Raw genomic sequence first — 14,774 nt, 5'->3', positions numbered from 1 at the left:
ATCCGGAAGCGCCGATCTTCAGCGTGGCGGACTATGGGCTGGAGGCGGACTTGTTTACGGCTGTGCCTGAACTGGTCAAGGCCCTCTGACCTGTTCAGGCCTTCCACCATCGGCCCGCATGTGCAAGGCTGATTGCTACTAAAAACATAGCTGCTAGCGCTTATACATAAAGCGTTAGCAGCTATTTTTATTTGAAAAACGATACAGGAGACAACACCATGAACGCATCCCTTTCCCGCCGCCGCATCGTGCAGGCCACAGGCGCTGCGCTGGCCACGGCCGCGCTGCCCGCACTGGCGCAGTCCGGCTGGCCCAGCCGCCCCATTCGCATCGTGGTGCCGTACACCGCCGGTGGCTTCACCGACCAGATGGCGCGCCTGCTGACCGTGGGCCTGCAAAAGCAGTTGGGCCAGCCCGTGGTGATCGACAACAAGCCCGGTGCCAACAGCATCATCGGTGTGGAAGCCGTGGCCAAGGCCGCGCCCGACGGGCACACGTTTGGCGTGGTGATTCCGGCCTTCACCGCCAACACCACGCTGTACCCCAAGCTGCCGTACAACCCGCGCAAGGATCTGGTGGGCGTGTCGCTCATGGGCGTGTCGCCCCTGGTGGCTGCCGTGGCGCCCAATGCGCCGTTCAAAACGGTGAAGGAACTGGTGGCCTATGCCAAGGCCAACCCGGGCAAGGTGAGCTTTGCTTCATCAGGCACCGGCTCGGCCGCGCACCTGACGAGCGAGCTGCTCAAGTCGCTCACGCAGACGTTCATGGTGCACATTCCCTACCGCGGCGCAGCGCCTGCGCTCACCGATCTGCTGGGCGGCCAGGTGCCGTTGTTTCTCGACCCACCGCCCAACCTCATCCAGCCTGCCAAGGCCGGCCGCATCACGCTGATCGGCGTGGCCAGCGAAAAACGCCTGCCCATGCTGCCCGATGTGCCCACCTTCATCGAGCAGGGCATCCCCGGCATGGTGGGCAGCACCTGGGCCAGCATGATTGCTCCGGCAGGCACGCCGCGCGACATCGTCAAACGCATGTCCGACGCGGTGAACGCCATCATCCAGAGCGAAGAAACCAAGGCGAAGCTCGAAGCCATGGGCACCTTCGGTGAAGGCACCACGCCCGAAGCCTGCGACGCCTTCCTGGCGACCGAGACGACCAAGTGGGGCAAAGTGATCCGCGACGCGGGGGTGACGCTGGATTGAGCGGGAGCCGGGCCTGGGCCCTGGCCTTTGAACCGGTTTGGGGAACGGGCGCTTACGCGTAGCGCTTGGCCCGCAGGTTTTCTTTCATCTGCTGCAGGATGGGTTGCAGCGAGCTGCCGATGCGCAGCGCCACGCAGGTGGCCAGCACGTCGATGATGAGCAGGTGCATCAGGCGCGACACCATGGGGCTGTAACGGTCGTACCCCTCAGGGTGGTCGGCGGCCAGGTGGATGTTGCAGGTACTGGCCAGCGGCGAACCGCTGGCGGTGATGGCAATGGTGACGGCGCCGTTCTTGCGGGCAATGTCGGCAGCGTCCATCAGGTCGCGCGTGCGGCCCGAGTTGGAGATGATCACCGCGCAGTCGCCTGGGCCGAGCAGGGTGGCGCTCATCACCTGCATGTGGCCGTCGCTGCTGGAGATGGAGGTGACGCCCAGGCGGAAGAACTTGTGCTGCGCATCCTGCGCCACGATGCCCGAGTTGCCCACGCCGTAGAACTCGATGCGCTTGCCCTTCTTCCAGGTGTCAGAGATGGCCTGCGCCGCACGCTCCAGCGCCACGGTGCTGGCCGCGTTGCGGTATTGCAGGAAGGCCGCCACGGCGTTGTCCACCACCTTCACCAGCACATCACCCGTCTTGTCGTCCACGTCCACACTGCGGTGGATGAAGGGCACGCCCTCGCTCACGCTGCCAGCCAGCTTGAGCTTGAAGTCGGCCAGCCCGTCGTAGCCCATGCTGCGGCAAAAGCGCACCACGGTGGGCTTGCTCACATGGGCGCGCTCGGCTAGCTCGCGCACAGGCAGGCGGGCAAAGGCGCGGGGGTCGGTCAGCACCAGCTTGGCCACGCGCTGCTCTGCCGGGGCCAGGGAACTCAAGGATGCGGTGATGCGTTCAAGCATGGGAGATCCACAGAAAACGAAACGAGGTAACTGCAATGTAACTTGGTTTCATGCAGCGGGGGCTACCGGTAACGGTGCGCGTCTACACTTGCTATCAGCGCTGGCCCGCCTGTGCCCCCGGTCATTCGCGATGCCTTGCCCTGTTCGCTGTCCACTTTTGAGACCATAGCCATGAACCAACTCGACGCCCTCAAACAGTTCACCACCGTGGTTGCCGACACCGGCGACTTTCTGCAACTGGCCCAGTTCCGTCCGCAGGACGCGACGACCAACCCGTCGCTGATCCTCAAGGCGGTGCAAAAGCCTGAGTACGCACCTCTGCTCAAGGACACCGTGGCCAAGTGGCAAGGGCGGGCGATGGACGAGGTGATTGACCGCCTGCTGGTGCGTTTTGGCTGCGAAATCCTCCAGCATGTGCCGGGTCGCGTTTCTACCGAAGTGGATGCCCGCCTGAGCTTTGACACCAGCGCCACCGTCACGCGCGCTGAGCGCATCATTGAGCTGTACCAGGCCGAAGGCATCCACATCAACCGTGTGCTCATCAAGATCGCCGCCACCTGGGAAGGCATCCAGGCCGCTGCACAGCTGGAGCGCAAGGGCATCCACACCAACCTCACACTGCTGTTTTCGTTCGCCCAGGCAGTGGCTTGCGGCCAGGCCAAGGTGCAGCTGATCTCGCCCTTTGTGGGCCGCATTTACGACTGGTACAAGAAGCAGGCAGGCGCGAGCTGGGACGAGGCCGCCCGTGCTGGCGCCAACGACCCTGGCGTGCAGTCGGTCACGCAGATCTACAACCACTACAAGCGCTTTGGCATTGCCACCGAGGTGATGGGCGCGAGCTTCCGCAACGTAGGCCAGATCACGGCGCTGGCAGGCTGCGATTTGCTGACCATTGCCCCCGAACTGCTGGCCCAACTGGCCGCCACCGAAGCCCCCCTGCAGCCTGCCTTGAGCGCCGATGCCGCCAAGGCGATGGATCTGCCCTTCGTGACCTACGACGAGCCAGGCTTCCGTTATGCCTTGAACGAAGACGCGATGGCGACCGAAAAGCTGGCAGAAGGCATTCGCGCTTTCGCGGTGGATGCCGTCAAGCTGGAAAAGCTGATTCAGGCCATCTGAGCAGGGTTCCTGCCAGCCTTTGACAGGTTCTTAGGTCAGGGCTGGCAGCGAGATCCCCACGCGCAAGCCGTGGGGTACTACGGGCTCTGCAAAGGTTTGCCCAGCATGGCGCAGGGCAATCTCGTCCACGATAGACAAGCCCAGGCCGCAACCGCCGGCCTTGTCTGACCCGCGCCAGAACCGCGCGAACAGGTCGCCCAGATGCTCTGCGGGCACCCCGGGGCCATCATCTTCCACGGCCAGCGCAGCCATGCCAGGGGCGGTGAGGTGTACCCGCACAGTGACCGTGGCGCCGGTGCCAGCGTAGTGCAGTGCGTTGTCAATCAGGTTGTTCAGCGCTTCGCGCAGCAGCAGGGGGTGGCCCAGCACGCGGAGTTGCTCCTCGCCTTCATACCCCAGGTCAATGCCCGCAGCCAGGGCCTTGGCGGTCCATTCGCGGGCGACTTCGCAGGCCAGTTGCGGCAGGTCCAACGGCTGCATGGGCACGTTGCTTTCGGACCGTGCCAGTTGCAGCAACTGGTGAACCAGGTGGGCACTGCGCTGGGCGGCCGACAGCACTTTGTGCAGCCGCTCACGCACCTGGGGCTCATGGCTTTCGTGCAGGGCCAGTTCGGTCTGGCCAATCAGGCCTGCCAGCGGCGTACGCAGCTGATGGGCTGCATCGTTGAGGAAGCGCTTTTCCTTTTGTTGCCCGCGGGCCACGGCTTCCAGCAAGCGGTTGATGGTGCTGGCGAGGGAATACACCTCTTGCGGGGCCGAGGTCAGTTCAATGGGCGGTAGCGGGTCTGCCGCGTTGTGGCTGCGCTTGCCGGCCCGCTCAATCTGCGCTTCCAGCCGCTTGAGGGGTTGCAGGCCGCGCAGCACACCGGCATACAGGTGCTGGGCATGCTGGGGCTGTCCAGCTCCATCACCGGGCTGGTGCTGGTGCACTGCCTGGCGGGCACCACGCTGTTCTTTCGCAACTACTACGCCGCCATTCCGAAGGAGCTGGTGAATGCGGCGCGCATGGACGGGGCGAACTTCTGGCAGATCTTCTGGCGCATCGTGCTGCCGCTGTCCACGCCCATCTTCATGGTCACGCTCATCTGGCAGTTCACCAACATCTGGAACGACTTCCTGTTCGGCGTGGTGTTCTCGGGAACCGAGTCCAAGCCCATCACCGTGGGCCTGAACAACCTGGCCAACACCAGCAGCAGTGTGAAGGCCTACAACGTGGACATGGCTGCCGCCATCATCGCGGGCCTGCCCACCATGGCCATCTATGTGCTGGCCGGAAAGTTTTTTGTGCGCGGGCTGACGGCTGGCGCAGTTAAGGGTTAAGAGGGTAAGGGAAGATCATGGCGTCATCACTCGAAATTGCAGGCATCAACAAGCGCTTTGGCAACGGCGATAAAAGCGTGGAGGTTCTGCGCCGCGTGGACATCCACGTCGCGCCGGGCGAGTTCCTCATCCTGGTGGGCCCCTCGGGCTGCGGCAAATCCACTTTGCTCAACATCATTGCGGGTCTGGACGACCCGACCGAAGGTGAGGTGCGTATTGGCGGCAAGAACGTGGTGGGCATGCCCCCGCGCGACCGCGACATTGCCATGGTGTTCCAGAGCTACGCGCTGTACCCCACCATGAGCGTGGCCGACAACATCGGCTTTGCGCTGGAGATGCGCAAGATGCCCAAGGCCGAGCGCCAAAAGCGCATCGATGAAGTCGCGGCCATGCTGCAGATCAGCCACCTGCTGGACCGCCGGCCCAGCCAGCTCTCGGGCGGCCAGCGCCAGCGCGTGGCCATGGGCCGGGCGCTCGCGCGCCAGCCGCAACTCTTCTTGTTTGACGAGCCGCTGTCCAACCTGGACGCCAAGCTGCGCGTGGAGATGCGCGCCGAAATCAAGCGGCTGCACCAGGCCAGCGGCATCACCAGCGTGTACGTCACGCACGACCAGGTCGAAGCGATGACGCTGGGCTCGCGCATTGCGGTGATGAAGGGCGGCGTGGTGCAGCAACTGGGCACGCCGGACGATATCTACAACCGCCCGGCCAACACCTACGTGGCCACCTTCATCGGCTCGCCCACCATGAACCTGTTGCGCGGCGCTGCCGCGGGCGGGCAGTTTGGCATCCAGGGCGCGGCGCTGAACCTGGCCGCCCCTGCCAGTGCCAACGAAGTGCTGCTGGGCGTGCGCCCTGAGCATTTGGTGATGAATGACAGCGCCCCCTGGCGCGGCAAGGTCAGCGTGGTGGAGCCCACGGGCCCTGACACCTACGTGGTAGTGGACACCGCTGCAGGCAGCGTGACGCTGCGCACAGATGCGCAGACCCGCGTGCAGCCCGGCGATGCCGTGGGCCTGGCGGTGGAGCCCGCCAACGCCCACTGGTTTGACGCCAGCAGCGAAAATCGTCTGGCGTGACAGAGGGAGCCCGCCTGCGGGTGCGTTCTCCGTTTTGGCAAACCAGTCGATCAATTGCTATGAAAATAATAGCTGCTGGCGCTTGTTGAATAAGCGCTGGAGGCTATTTTTGTTTAAAGTACCGCATGACCCCCCTGCGCCTGCTGGCCGACATCGGCGGCACCAACATTCGCCTGGCCTGGCAAGACCAGCCTGATGGCCCCTTGCACGACACCCGCGTGTTGCCCTGCGCCCAGTTCCCCACGGTAGACGCGGCCATTGCCGCCTACCTGGCCGAGGTGAGCATTCCCACCCCACGCGAGGCCGCTTTTGGCATTGCCAACCCGGTCACGGGCGACGAGGTGCGCATGACCAACCACAGCTGGTGTTTCTCGCAAAGCGCACTCAAAGCGTCGCTGGGCCTGCAGCGCCTGGTGGTCATCAACGACTTCACCGCGCTGGCGCTGGCCTTGCCCACGCTGGCCCCCGCGCAACTGCGCCAGGTGGGCGGCGGTGCGGCCGTGGCGGGCAGCGCGATTGCGCTGGTGGGGCCGGGCACGGGGCTCGGCGTGTCGGGCCTGGTGTTTCCACCGGGTGCCAGCCACGGCGTGCCGCTGTCGGGCGAGGGCGGGCACGTGACGCTGGCCGCGCAGACCCAGCGGGAATTTGATGTGCTGGCCATCCTGCAAGAGCGCTACGGCCATGTGTCTGCCGAGCGCGCGGTGTGTGGCGCCGGGCTGGTAGACCTGTACCACGCGCTGCGCAGGATGGCTCAGCGCGGCGGCAAGGAAGTCAGCTCGGCCGCCCAGGTGACCGATCTGGCCCTGCAGTCGAACGACGCCCTGGCGCTGGAGGCGCTGGACCTGTTCTGCGGCTTTCTGGGCAGCGTGGCGGGCAACCTGGCCCTCACGCTGGGCGCGCGGGGCGGCGTGTATCTGGGCGGCGGCATCGTGCCGCGCCTGGGCACCTGGTTTGACCAATCCTCGTTCCGCGCGCGGTTCGAGTCCAAGGGGCGCTTTCAGCCGTATCTGGCCGGCATTCCGTGCTGGATCATCGACCCCACCGCCACCCCCGCATTGCACGGCGCCGCGCGCGCGCTGGACATGGCTGGCACCGAATGAACGCCGTGGCAGATTCCTCACCCCACCCGTTACAGATCACAGGCCTGCACCACGTCGCGATCATCGCATCGGACTACGCCCGCTCCCGGCACTTCTACACCCAGGTGCTGGGCCTGCCGGTGGTCCATGAGATGTACCGCGCCGAGCGCCGGTCGCACAAGCTCGACCTGCAGCTGCCCGATGGCACGCAGCTGGAGCTGTTTTCGTTTCCCTCGCCGCCTCCGCGCGCTTCGTACCCCGAGGCGTGTGGCCTGCGCCACCTGGCCCTGCGCGTGGCCGACATGGGCGCGAGCGTGGCGTGGCTCGCGGCGCAGGGTGTGGCGGTGGAACCCGTGCGCACCGATCCGGTCACGGGCGATCTGTTCACTTTTTTTGCGGACCCGGATGGTTTGCCCATTGAGCTGGTGGCGCCCTCGGGCGCTGCTGCGCCGGGCGTGTCGGCTGGCTGACCTTCAGCTGTTAGCGGGCATGGCCGAAGGGCCCACCGCTGCGCACAATGCGCCAGTTGCCATCACCGCGACTGCGCCCATGTCTCACCCGCCCACACCCTCCAGCTCTGCCTCCAACCCACGCCCCAGCCCAGCCCGCTGGCGGCGGCGATCCGTGCTGGTGGCTTCAGCGGGCGGCGCCGCTGCCATCGGGTGGGGCGTGTCCCGCTTGACGGCAGGCCAACATCCGCCACCATGGCATTCACTGGAGCAGGCCCTGGAAGGCATGCGACAGTTGCAGGCGCATTCCCAAGTGCAGCCGTCGTCTGCCGCTGCGCGGTGGTCATGGTCCCAAACGCTGGAGCACTGTGCGCAGAGCATTGAATATTCGCTGCAGGGCTATCCGCAGCTGTATTCACCTCTGTTCCAGCACACGGCCGGTGCGGCTGCGTTTGCTGTGTTCCGTGCGCGCGGCTACATGCAGCACGACATCAACGAGCCCATTCCATCGGCCGCCCCGCTGCCGGCGCCAGCGCAGGACCCAGCCTCTGCACTTCAGCGCCTGGAAGCCGCAGCTCAGGCTTTTCTGCTGCATTCCGGCCCGCTGCGTCCGCACTTTGCTTACGGTGCCTTGGAGCGCCGCGACTATGAGCAGGCCCACGCGATGCACCTTGCGGAGCATGCACTGGCGTTTACATCTGCTTGAATTCAATCTGCTTGCAGTCGTGCGCTGCAGCTGACAATCGCAGGCCTTGTGGATTGGACGAGGCGATGCTTGCGTCGCCTCCGCCCCGAATCACATCTCTTCGCTCCAGCAATTCCCATCGCGCGCAATCATCGCGCTGGCGGCCCGTGGGCCCCAGCTGCCTGCGGCATAGGGGCGGGGGCCTGCAGGATCGTTCTTCCAGTACTGCAGGATGGGTTCGACCCAGCGCCAGGCTTCTTCCTGCTCGTCGCTGCGCACGAACAGATTCAGGCGACCGGCAATCACGTCCAGTAGCAGGCGTTCGTACGCGCCCACGCGCTCTGCGCCGAAGCGCTGGTCAAAGTCCAGGTTCAGGTGTACCTGCGAGAGTGCTGGCTCGGTCTGGTGCTGTGCTGCGCCTTGCGCCATCAGGTGCAACTCCAGGCCGTCCTTGGGTTGCAGGTTGATCACCAGACGATTGGCTGCGCCAATGGGCGTCTTGAAAATCGGGTGGGGCACAGGGCGGAAGTTGATGACGATGTGCGCATCGCGCCCTGCCAACCGCTTGCCGGTGCGAATGTAGAAAGGCACGCCCGCCCAGCGCCAGTTCAGGATCTCGGTGCGCAGTGCCACAAAGGTTTCCGTGGTGCTGTCGGGGGCTACCCCTTTTTCCTGCGCGTATCCGGGCACGGCCTGGCCCTGGTGGGTACCTGCCGCGTACTGGCCGCGGATGACATGCTGGCCGATGCTCTCCAGCGTCCAGGGCTTGAGCGACTGCAGCACCTTGAGCTTTTCGTCGCGAATCGCGTTGGCGCTGGAGTTGATGGGGGGCTCCATGCCGATGGCGCACAGCAATTGCAGCGCATGGTTCTGCACCATGTCACGCAGCGCGCCGGTCTGGTCGTAGAAGGCACCGCGCGACTCGACGCCGAGTTCTTCGGCGATGGTGATCTGGATGTTGGCAATCGTCTCGCGGCGCCACAGGGGCTCGAACAGGGCGTTGCCAAAGCGCAGCGCAAACAGGTTCTGGACGGATGGCTTGCCCAGGTAGTGGTCGATGCGGAAAACCTGCTCTTCCTTGAGGACGCGACGCAGCGTGTCGTTGATGGCCTGGTTGGACTGCAGGTCGTGACCCAGGGGCTTTTCCAGCACCACGCGGGTGGTGGGGCCGTTGAGGCCCACGGCGGCGATCTGTTCGCACACGTTGGTGAACAGGCTGGGGGCCGTGGCCACATACATCACCACCGAGTCCGCTCCACGCGCGTTCAGCAACTCGGCCAGGCGCTGGTAATCTTCGGTCTTGGAAAGATCCATGCGCAGGTACTGCAGCAGGGCCGCAAACTGCGCAAATTCTTCTGCACTGGGGCGTTTGGCCAGGTCCACACTGTCAAAGCGCGACTGGATCAGGCTGCGGTACTGCTCGTCGCTCAGGTCATCCCGCGCCACGGCAATAATGCGCCCTCCTATTGGCAGTGTTCCGTGCCTGAAAGCCTGAAACAATGCGGGCATGAGCTTGCGCCAGGCAAGGTCGCCAGTGCCGCCGAACAGGACGAGGTCAAAACTCATGGTGTCTCCGTGAAGTGTGGATCGTTTTGTGGTGAAAATTGTAATCTCGTTACATGAAAATTCCTCTTTGAATTGAGATTTGCAGTGTTTTGTAACCAGAAAGAATCCAGGTATTCGTTGTTGTTTGTGTAATCAAGTTACGATTTCAGCCGATTGAGAACCCTGTCCATCCAAATGTTTATGCCCCTCCGTTGCGACCAAACTACCCCCTGGCCCTTGCTGCAGGCGCACTATGCAGACCGGGGCCGTCACCTGGACATGCGGCGGGCGTTTGAGCAGGATGCGGACCGCTTTGCGCATTTCAGCCAGTCGGCCCCCCATGTGTTCGCTGATCTGTCCAAGAATCTGTGGGATCGCGACTCGGAAGCGCTGCTGCTGGATCTGGCCCGCGCCACGGGCCTGGAAGCGCACCGCAACGCCATGTTTGCGGGCGAGGCCATCAACACCACAGAGAACCGTGCCGTGCTGCACACCTTGCTGCGCAGGCCTGCGAATGTGGCTCTGCCCGGCGATGTGCCCGAAACAGCTCAGCGCCTGGCCGATGTGCACAGCACGCTGAACGCGATGCTGGCCTTTGCCGAAGAGGTGCGCAGCGATACCGCTATCACCGATGTGGTGAACATCGGTATCGGCGGATCCGACCTGGGCCCCCACATGGCGGTGCGGGCGTTGGAAGAGTTCCGCATTCCTTCCAAGCGCTTCCATTTCGTCTCGAACGTCGATGGCCATGAACTGCACCATGTGCTTCAAGGGCTCAAGGCCGAGAACACCTTGTTCATCATTGCGTCCAAGACGTTCACCACGGCCGAGACCATGATGAATGCGCGCTCGGCGCTGGCCTGGTTCGCTGCGCAGGGTGGTCAGGATGTGGCGGGGCACTTCGTGGCCTTGTCCACCAACCTCGAAGCCACGCGCGCACTGGGCATCACCACCACCTTTGGTTTTTGGGACTGGGTGGGTGGGCGCTATTCGCTGTGGTCGGCCATTGGTCTGCCGATGGCCATCGCCATTGGCGAGCAAGGCTTCCGTGAGTTCCTGGCCGGTGGCCACGCCATGGATGAGCATTTTCGCACCGCACCGCTGGCGCAGAACCTGCCTGTGCGCCTGGGGCTGCTGGATGTGTGGTACCGCAACTTTTACGGCTTTACCAGCCGCTGCGTGGCGCCGTACCACGCATCCATGGGTCGTTACGCGGCCTACCTGCAGCAGTTGGAGATGGAGAGCAACGGCAAGCGCGTGGCGCTGGATGGCAGCACACTGACTTGCGCCACGTCGCCTGCCATCTGGGGCGAGCCCGGCACCAATGGCCAGCATGCGTTCTTTCAGATGCTGCACCAGGGCGCGGATGTGCTTCCGCTGGAGATCGTGGCCGTGCGCAAGGCATCACATCCGCTGCCTGGGCACCAGCAGAAGGTACTGGCCAATGCTTTGGCGCAGACGCAGGCGCTGATGGTGGGCAAGGCCAGCGACGACGGGCACCGCCACTTCCCCGGCAATCGCCCCAGCACGCTGATCCTGCTGGACGCCCTGACACCCACCACGTTGGGTGCCTTGATTGCACTGCAAGAGCACCGTGTGTTTGTCAGCGGCAGCCTGTGGGGGATCAACAGCTTTGACCAGTGGGGGGTGGAGCTGGGCAAGGTACTGGCCAAGGACCTGGAGACGCGCTGGGACAGCGGCGACCTGGCAGGCCTTGATGGTTCAACCGCCGGGCTGCTGCAAATGTTGCGCACCCCTGCGGTGTGAGGCAACGCGCTGCCCAGTCAGCAGCGAAAGAAGTTCACCGGTAACCCTGGCACGCCCACTTCGATGCTGAACAAGCTGCCTGCGGGCACGAGGGCTTCGCACTCCTGCTGGGGTCGTCCGGCGCGTGCAGAGGTGATGTAGAGCGTGCGCAAATCGTCACCGCCGAAGCACACCATCGTCGGGCACTGTACTGGCACTGCAATGCGCTGCAGGACCTTGCCCGCTGGTGAGAGCTGTAGCACACACGCCCCCTCATACATCGCGACCCAGTAGTTCCCCTCCACATCCACTGCCGCGCCATCGGGTCGGCCGCCATAAGGCTGGCCGTCCACCTTGCGGTCAAACTGCACCCAGGGGCGGCGGTTGGTGATTGCGCCCGTGGTCACATCAAAGTCAAACTGGTCAATGCGGTGTTCCGGCGTGTTCGACCAATACAGGGTGCAGTTGTCGGGGCTGAAGGCCAAGCCGTTGGCGGTGAAGTTGTCGCCCGCCATGTGGCGCACGCTGTAGCCCGTGGCGCTGCTGGCATCGGCCTGCAGGCACCACAGTGCGGCATGGGGTGCCGTGCGGGGCGTGATGACGGAGCCCGCCCAGAAGCGGCCCGCGGTATCGCACCGGCCGTCGTTCAAGCGCAGAACCGCGGTGTCGTGCTGCTCGGGCGGCAGCAGGGCCAGGCAGGTGAGGGCGGTGGGGTCGGCGCTGTCCTTGGCCGTGTCCAGAAGATAGAAACCGTTTCGTAACCCGATTACCAATCGACCCGCCGCCACTGGCGCGCAGCAACCGGGCTCGCTGGGCATGCGCCACTGCCGGTGTTTGCCGCTCTGAGGATGCCACGCATGCACCGCTTGTCCCTGAATGTCACACCAGTAAAGGGATTTTTCCGTGGGGTGCCAGAAGGGCGATTCGCCCAGTTCGGACGGCGGCAAGGGCAGGGTTTGCAGGGACATGGGTTGAAGCGGGGTGGTTATCGAGTTACATTCTAGGGCCTCATACAACGGGCCCCGTCACCCTGCACGGGGCCTTGCCACCCACCGATGGAGACTTCCATGCACCCAGTTGTAGCGCGCGTGACCCAGCGCATTGTCCAGCGCAGCGCAGACACCCGCGGCGCCTACCTTGCAGGCATCGATGCCATGATCGCTCGCAAGCCCGCTCAAGACCGCATGGGCTGCGCCAACCTGGCCCATGCCTATGCGGCGCTGCCAGGTTCCGACAAGTTCAAGGTCACGGTCGAGAAGGCGCCCAACATTGGCATCGTCACGGCCTACAACGACATGCTCTCGGCCCACCAGCCGTACCAAAGCTATCCCGCCGTCTTGCGGGACGAAGCCGCCAAGCTGGGCGCCACGGTGCAAGTGGCGGGCGGTGTGCCTGCGATGTGCGACGGCGTGACGCAGGGCACGCCCGGCATGGAGCTGTCGCTGTTCTCCCGCGATGCCATTGCCATGGCCACTGCGGTAGCGCTATCCCACGATGTGTTTGACGGTGCGCTGCTGCTGGGTGTGTGCGACAAGATCGTGCCGGGCTTGCTGATCGGTGCGCTGCACTATGGCCACTTGCCCTGTGTATTTGTGCCCGCAGGCCCCATGGGCACGGGCTTGTCGAACAAAGACAAGGCCAAGGTGCGCGAGCAGTACGCACAAGGCCTGGTGGGGCGCGACGAGCTGCTCAAGGCCGAGTCCGCCGCCTACCACAGCCCTGGCACCTGCACCTTCTACGGCACGGCCAACAGCAACCAGATGCTGCTCGAAGCCATGGGCTTGCACGTGCCTGGCGCGGCGTTCGAGTCCCCCGGCACCGAGGCGCGCGAGGCCTTCACCCGCCAGGCGCTGCGCACCGTGCTCGACATTGGCAAGCGCGGCAACCGCTTCACCCCCATCGGCAAGCTGGTGGACGAGCGCTGCATCGTCAACGCCATGGTGGCCCTGCTGGCCACGGGCGGCTCCACCAACCACCTAATCCACTGGGTGGCGATTGCGCGCAGCGCGGGCATTCTGATCGACTGGTCGGACTTTGATGAACTCTCGTCCGCCGTGCCGTTGCTGGCTCGCGTGTACCCCAATGGCGATGCCGATGTGAACCAGTTCCAGGCCGCAGGCGGCCCCGCGTGGATCTTGCGCGAGCTGCTGGCCGGTGGCTTCATGCACGCCGATGTGATGAGCGTGAATGCGGGCGGCATTGCCGCAGGCGGGCAAGATGCACCGGCCCAGTCGGGCGACGAAAGCGTGCTGCGCCCCGTGTCCAACCCCTTCTCCCCCACGGGCGGCCTGCGCCTGCTGCAAGGCCGCCTGGGCCGTGCGGTGATCAAGGTGTCTGCCGTGCCTGAAGACCGCCACATCATCGAGGCCCCGGCCCGCGTCTTTGATTCGCAAGAGGCCTTGCTCGCCGCCTTCAGTGCGGGCGAGGTCAACCAGGACATGGTCGCTGTGGTGCGCTTTCAGGGCCCGCAGGCCAATGGCATGCCCGAGCTGCACAAGCTCACGCCCCCGCTGGCCGTGCTGCAAAACCAGGGCTTCAAAGTTGCGTTGGTCACCGATGGCCGCATGAGCGGCGCATCGGGCAAGGTGCCTGCTGCCATCCACGTTACGCCCGAGGCACTGGCCGGTGGCCCGTTGGCCAAGGTGCGCGATGGCGACATGGTGCGGGTCGATGCCGTGGCAGGCACGCTGGATGTGCTGGTCGATGAAGCCACTTGGGCCGCTCGCACCCCCGCGCCTTACAACGCACCCTCGCAAACCGGGTTTGGTCGCGAACTCTTCACCAACTTTCGCCGCCACGCAGGCGGTGCCGAACAAGGAGCCTGCACATGGTTGTAGCAGGATGCACCCCCTGAGTCGCTGCGCGCCTTCCCCCTCTCTCGCTGCGCGGGAGGGGGACGCACCCAGTGGGCCTGGCGAAGCCAGTTCCACGGGTGCACTGGTATGGGCCGCGCCCCTGTCATACGCCGCGTGCGGCATCCAACATCAAGGAGTATTTCCATGAATCCCATTGACATCGCCAGCCATGGCCCCGTCATCCCCGTCATCGTGATCGACCGCGTGGAAGACGCGCTGCCCCTGGCCGAGGCGTTGCTGGCCGGTGGTGTGAAGGTGCTGGAGGTGACGCTGCGCACTGCTGCTGCGCTGCCGGCCATTGAAGCCATCGCGCGCCATTTGCCCGAAGCTTTGGTCGGCGTGGGCACCGTGCTCAATGCCGATGATGCCCGCCGCGCCAGCGAGGCCGGTGCACGTTTTGCCGTCAGCCCTGGCTACACCTCAGACGTGGGCAATGCCTGCAAGGGGCTTGGCCTGCCGCTGCTGCCGGGCGTGGCAACGTCCGGCGAGATCATGGCCGCGCTGGCCGATGGGTTCTCGTTCCTCAAGCTGTTTCCGGCCGAGGCTGCTGGTGGCATCCCCTTGCTCAAGGCCTGGGCCAGTCCGTTTGGGCAGGTGAGCTTCTGCCCCACGGGGGGCATCAGCCAGGCCACCGCCCCCAACTACCTGGCTTTGCCCAATGTGCGCTGCGTGGGTGGCTCGTGGTTGACGCCTGCAGACGCCATGCGCCAGGGAGACTGGGCGCGTATCACCCAGTTGGCACGCGACACACACGCTTTGCGCGCGCCAGTTTGAGGGCTCGGTGGGGGAGGGGCTTG

14 protein-coding genes and 1 pseudogene are annotated in these 14,774 nt (G+C 64.8%); 11 read left to right on the top strand and 4 right to left on the bottom strand.

What is annotated here, in order from left to right; genetic code table 11:
• Both IHV84_RS20500 and IHV84_RS15145 read left to right on the top strand, forming a co-directional pair.
• Positions 1-89 (top strand): electron transfer flavoprotein subunit alpha (locus IHV84_RS20500; RefSeq protein WP_233100048.1); only part of this gene is annotated, 89 nt, incomplete at its 5' end.
• A 129-nt stretch (positions 90-218) separates the two neighbouring features.
• A complete protein-coding gene (locus IHV84_RS15145) occupies positions 219-1,202 on the top strand; it encodes a tripartite tricarboxylate transporter substrate binding protein (RefSeq protein WP_198847474.1) in 984 nt (327 codons plus the stop codon).
• Positions 1,203-1,254: 52 nt separating this feature from the next.
• Here the strand turns inward: IHV84_RS15145 and IHV84_RS15140 are convergent, their stop codons facing one another.
• Positions 1,255-2,100, bottom strand: a complete 846-nt coding sequence (locus tag IHV84_RS15140) for a MurR/RpiR family transcriptional regulator (protein WP_066699038.1) — start codon at positions 2,098-2,100, stop codon at positions 1,255-1,257.
• A 171-nt stretch (positions 2,101-2,271) separates the two neighbouring features.
• Between IHV84_RS15140 and tal the strand changes: the two genes are divergently transcribed.
• The gene (gene tal / locus IHV84_RS15135; protein ID WP_198847473.1) at positions 2,272-3,219 is read left to right on the top strand and encodes a transaldolase; all 948 of its coding nucleotides are present in this window, start codon (positions 2,272-2,274) and stop codon (positions 3,217-3,219) included.
• A gap of 30 nt (positions 3,220-3,249) precedes the next feature.
• On the opposite strand, the gene IHV84_RS15130 is transcribed toward tal, so the two are convergent.
• A complete protein-coding gene (locus tag IHV84_RS15130; RefSeq protein WP_370541297.1) occupies positions 3,250-4,083 on the bottom strand; it encodes a sensor histidine kinase in 834 nt (277 codons plus the stop codon).
• A 9-nt stretch (positions 4,084-4,092) separates the two neighbouring features.
• Here IHV84_RS15130 and IHV84_RS15125 point away from each other — a divergent pair.
• From IHV84_RS15125 to IHV84_RS15105, 5 genes and pseudogenes are all read left to right on the top strand, one after another.
• Positions 4,093-4,539 (top strand): annotated as a pseudogene (locus IHV84_RS15125) (carbohydrate ABC transporter permease); the annotation flags it as partial.
• 17 nt (positions 4,540-4,556) lie between these two features.
• On the top strand, positions 4,557-5,618 hold the full coding sequence (locus IHV84_RS15120; RefSeq protein ID WP_198847472.1) for an ABC transporter ATP-binding protein: 1,062 nt from the start codon (positions 4,557-4,559) through the stop codon (positions 5,616-5,618).
• Between the two features lie 125 nt (positions 5,619-5,743).
• Positions 5,744-6,718, top strand: coding sequence for a glucokinase (locus IHV84_RS15115; protein ID WP_198847471.1), 975 nt, complete (start codon positions 5,744-5,746; stop codon positions 6,716-6,718).
• 5 nt (positions 6,719-6,723) lie between these two features.
• Positions 6,724-7,167, top strand: a complete 444-nt coding sequence (locus IHV84_RS15110) for a VOC family protein (RefSeq protein WP_370541296.1) — start codon at positions 6,724-6,726, stop codon at positions 7,165-7,167.
• A 79-nt stretch (positions 7,168-7,246) separates the two neighbouring features.
• Positions 7,247-7,852, top strand: a complete 606-nt coding sequence (locus IHV84_RS15105; protein WP_198847469.1) for a DUF1569 domain-containing protein — start codon at positions 7,247-7,249, stop codon at positions 7,850-7,852.
• Positions 7,853-7,942: 90 nt separating this feature from the next.
• On the opposite strand, the gene zwf is transcribed toward IHV84_RS15105, so the two are convergent.
• Positions 7,943-9,397 (bottom strand): glucose-6-phosphate dehydrogenase, encoded by a 1,455-nt coding sequence (zwf, locus tag IHV84_RS15100; RefSeq protein WP_198847468.1) that lies wholly within the window; start codon positions 9,395-9,397, stop codon positions 7,943-7,945.
• A gap of 174 nt (positions 9,398-9,571) precedes the next feature.
• Between zwf and pgi the strand changes: the two genes are divergently transcribed.
• Positions 9,572-11,143, top strand: a complete 1,572-nt coding sequence (gene pgi, locus IHV84_RS15095; RefSeq protein WP_198847467.1) for a glucose-6-phosphate isomerase — start codon at positions 9,572-9,574, stop codon at positions 11,141-11,143.
• A 17-nt stretch (positions 11,144-11,160) separates the two neighbouring features.
• On the opposite strand, the gene IHV84_RS15090 is transcribed toward pgi, so the two are convergent.
• On the bottom strand, positions 11,161-12,090 hold the full coding sequence (locus tag IHV84_RS15090) for an SMP-30/gluconolactonase/LRE family protein (RefSeq protein WP_198847466.1): 930 nt from the start codon (positions 12,088-12,090) through the stop codon (positions 11,161-11,163).
• A gap of 99 nt (positions 12,091-12,189) precedes the next feature.
• Between IHV84_RS15090 and edd the strand changes: the two genes are divergently transcribed.
• Both edd and eda read left to right on the top strand, forming a co-directional pair.
• Entirely contained in the window at positions 12,190-13,959 is a 1,770-nt protein-coding gene (gene edd / locus IHV84_RS15085; RefSeq protein WP_198847465.1) for a phosphogluconate dehydratase, read from the top strand.
• Between the two features lie 162 nt (positions 13,960-14,121).
• Complete coding sequence (gene eda / locus IHV84_RS15080; RefSeq protein ID WP_198847464.1) at positions 14,122-14,751, top strand: bifunctional 4-hydroxy-2-oxoglutarate aldolase/2-dehydro-3-deoxy-phosphogluconate aldolase; 630 nt, start codon at positions 14,122-14,124, stop codon at positions 14,749-14,751.
• Positions 14,752-14,774 lie beyond the last annotated feature (23 nt).

It is taken from the genome of Acidovorax sp. IB03 (assembly GCF_016406015.1).
In the GTDB taxonomy this organism is placed as follows: Bacteria; Pseudomonadota; Gammaproteobacteria; order Burkholderiales; family Burkholderiaceae_C; genus Acidovorax; species Acidovorax temperans.
The sequence above is the reverse complement of the archived record's forward strand: the minus strand, read 5'-3'. Positions and strand labels throughout refer to the sequence as shown.

Bases quoted from the DNA above. Each gene is read 5' to 3' on its own strand.
- tal (WP_198847473.1), top strand. From the start codon at position 2,272: ATGAACCAACTCGACGCCCTCAAACAGTTCACCACCGTGGTTGCCGAC.
- IHV84_RS15145 (WP_198847474.1), top strand. From the start codon at position 219: ATGAACGCATCCCTTTCCCGCCGCCGCATCGTGCAGGCCACAGGCGCT.
- IHV84_RS15140 (WP_066699038.1), bottom strand. From the start codon at position 2,100: ATGCTTGAACGCATCACCGCATCCTTGAGTTCCCTGGCCCCGGCAGAG.
- IHV84_RS15105 (WP_198847469.1), top strand. From the start codon at position 7,247: ATGTCTCACCCGCCCACACCCTCCAGCTCTGCCTCCAACCCACGCCCC.
- IHV84_RS15090 (WP_198847466.1), bottom strand. From the start codon at position 12,090: ATGTCCCTGCAAACCCTGCCCTTGCCGCCGTCCGAACTGGGCGAATCG.
- IHV84_RS15120 (WP_198847472.1), top strand. From the start codon at position 4,557: ATGGCGTCATCACTCGAAATTGCAGGCATCAACAAGCGCTTTGGCAAC.
- edd (WP_198847465.1), top strand. From the start codon at position 12,190: ATGCACCCAGTTGTAGCGCGCGTGACCCAGCGCATTGTCCAGCGCAGC.
- pgi (WP_198847467.1), top strand. From the start codon at position 9,572: ATGTTTATGCCCCTCCGTTGCGACCAAACTACCCCCTGGCCCTTGCTG.
- IHV84_RS15115 (WP_198847471.1), top strand. From the start codon at position 5,744: ATGACCCCCCTGCGCCTGCTGGCCGACATCGGCGGCACCAACATTCGC.
- zwf (WP_198847468.1), bottom strand. From the start codon at position 9,397: ATGAGTTTTGACCTCGTCCTGTTCGGCGGCACTGGCGACCTTGCCTGG.
- eda (WP_198847464.1), top strand. From the start codon at position 14,122: ATGAATCCCATTGACATCGCCAGCCATGGCCCCGTCATCCCCGTCATC.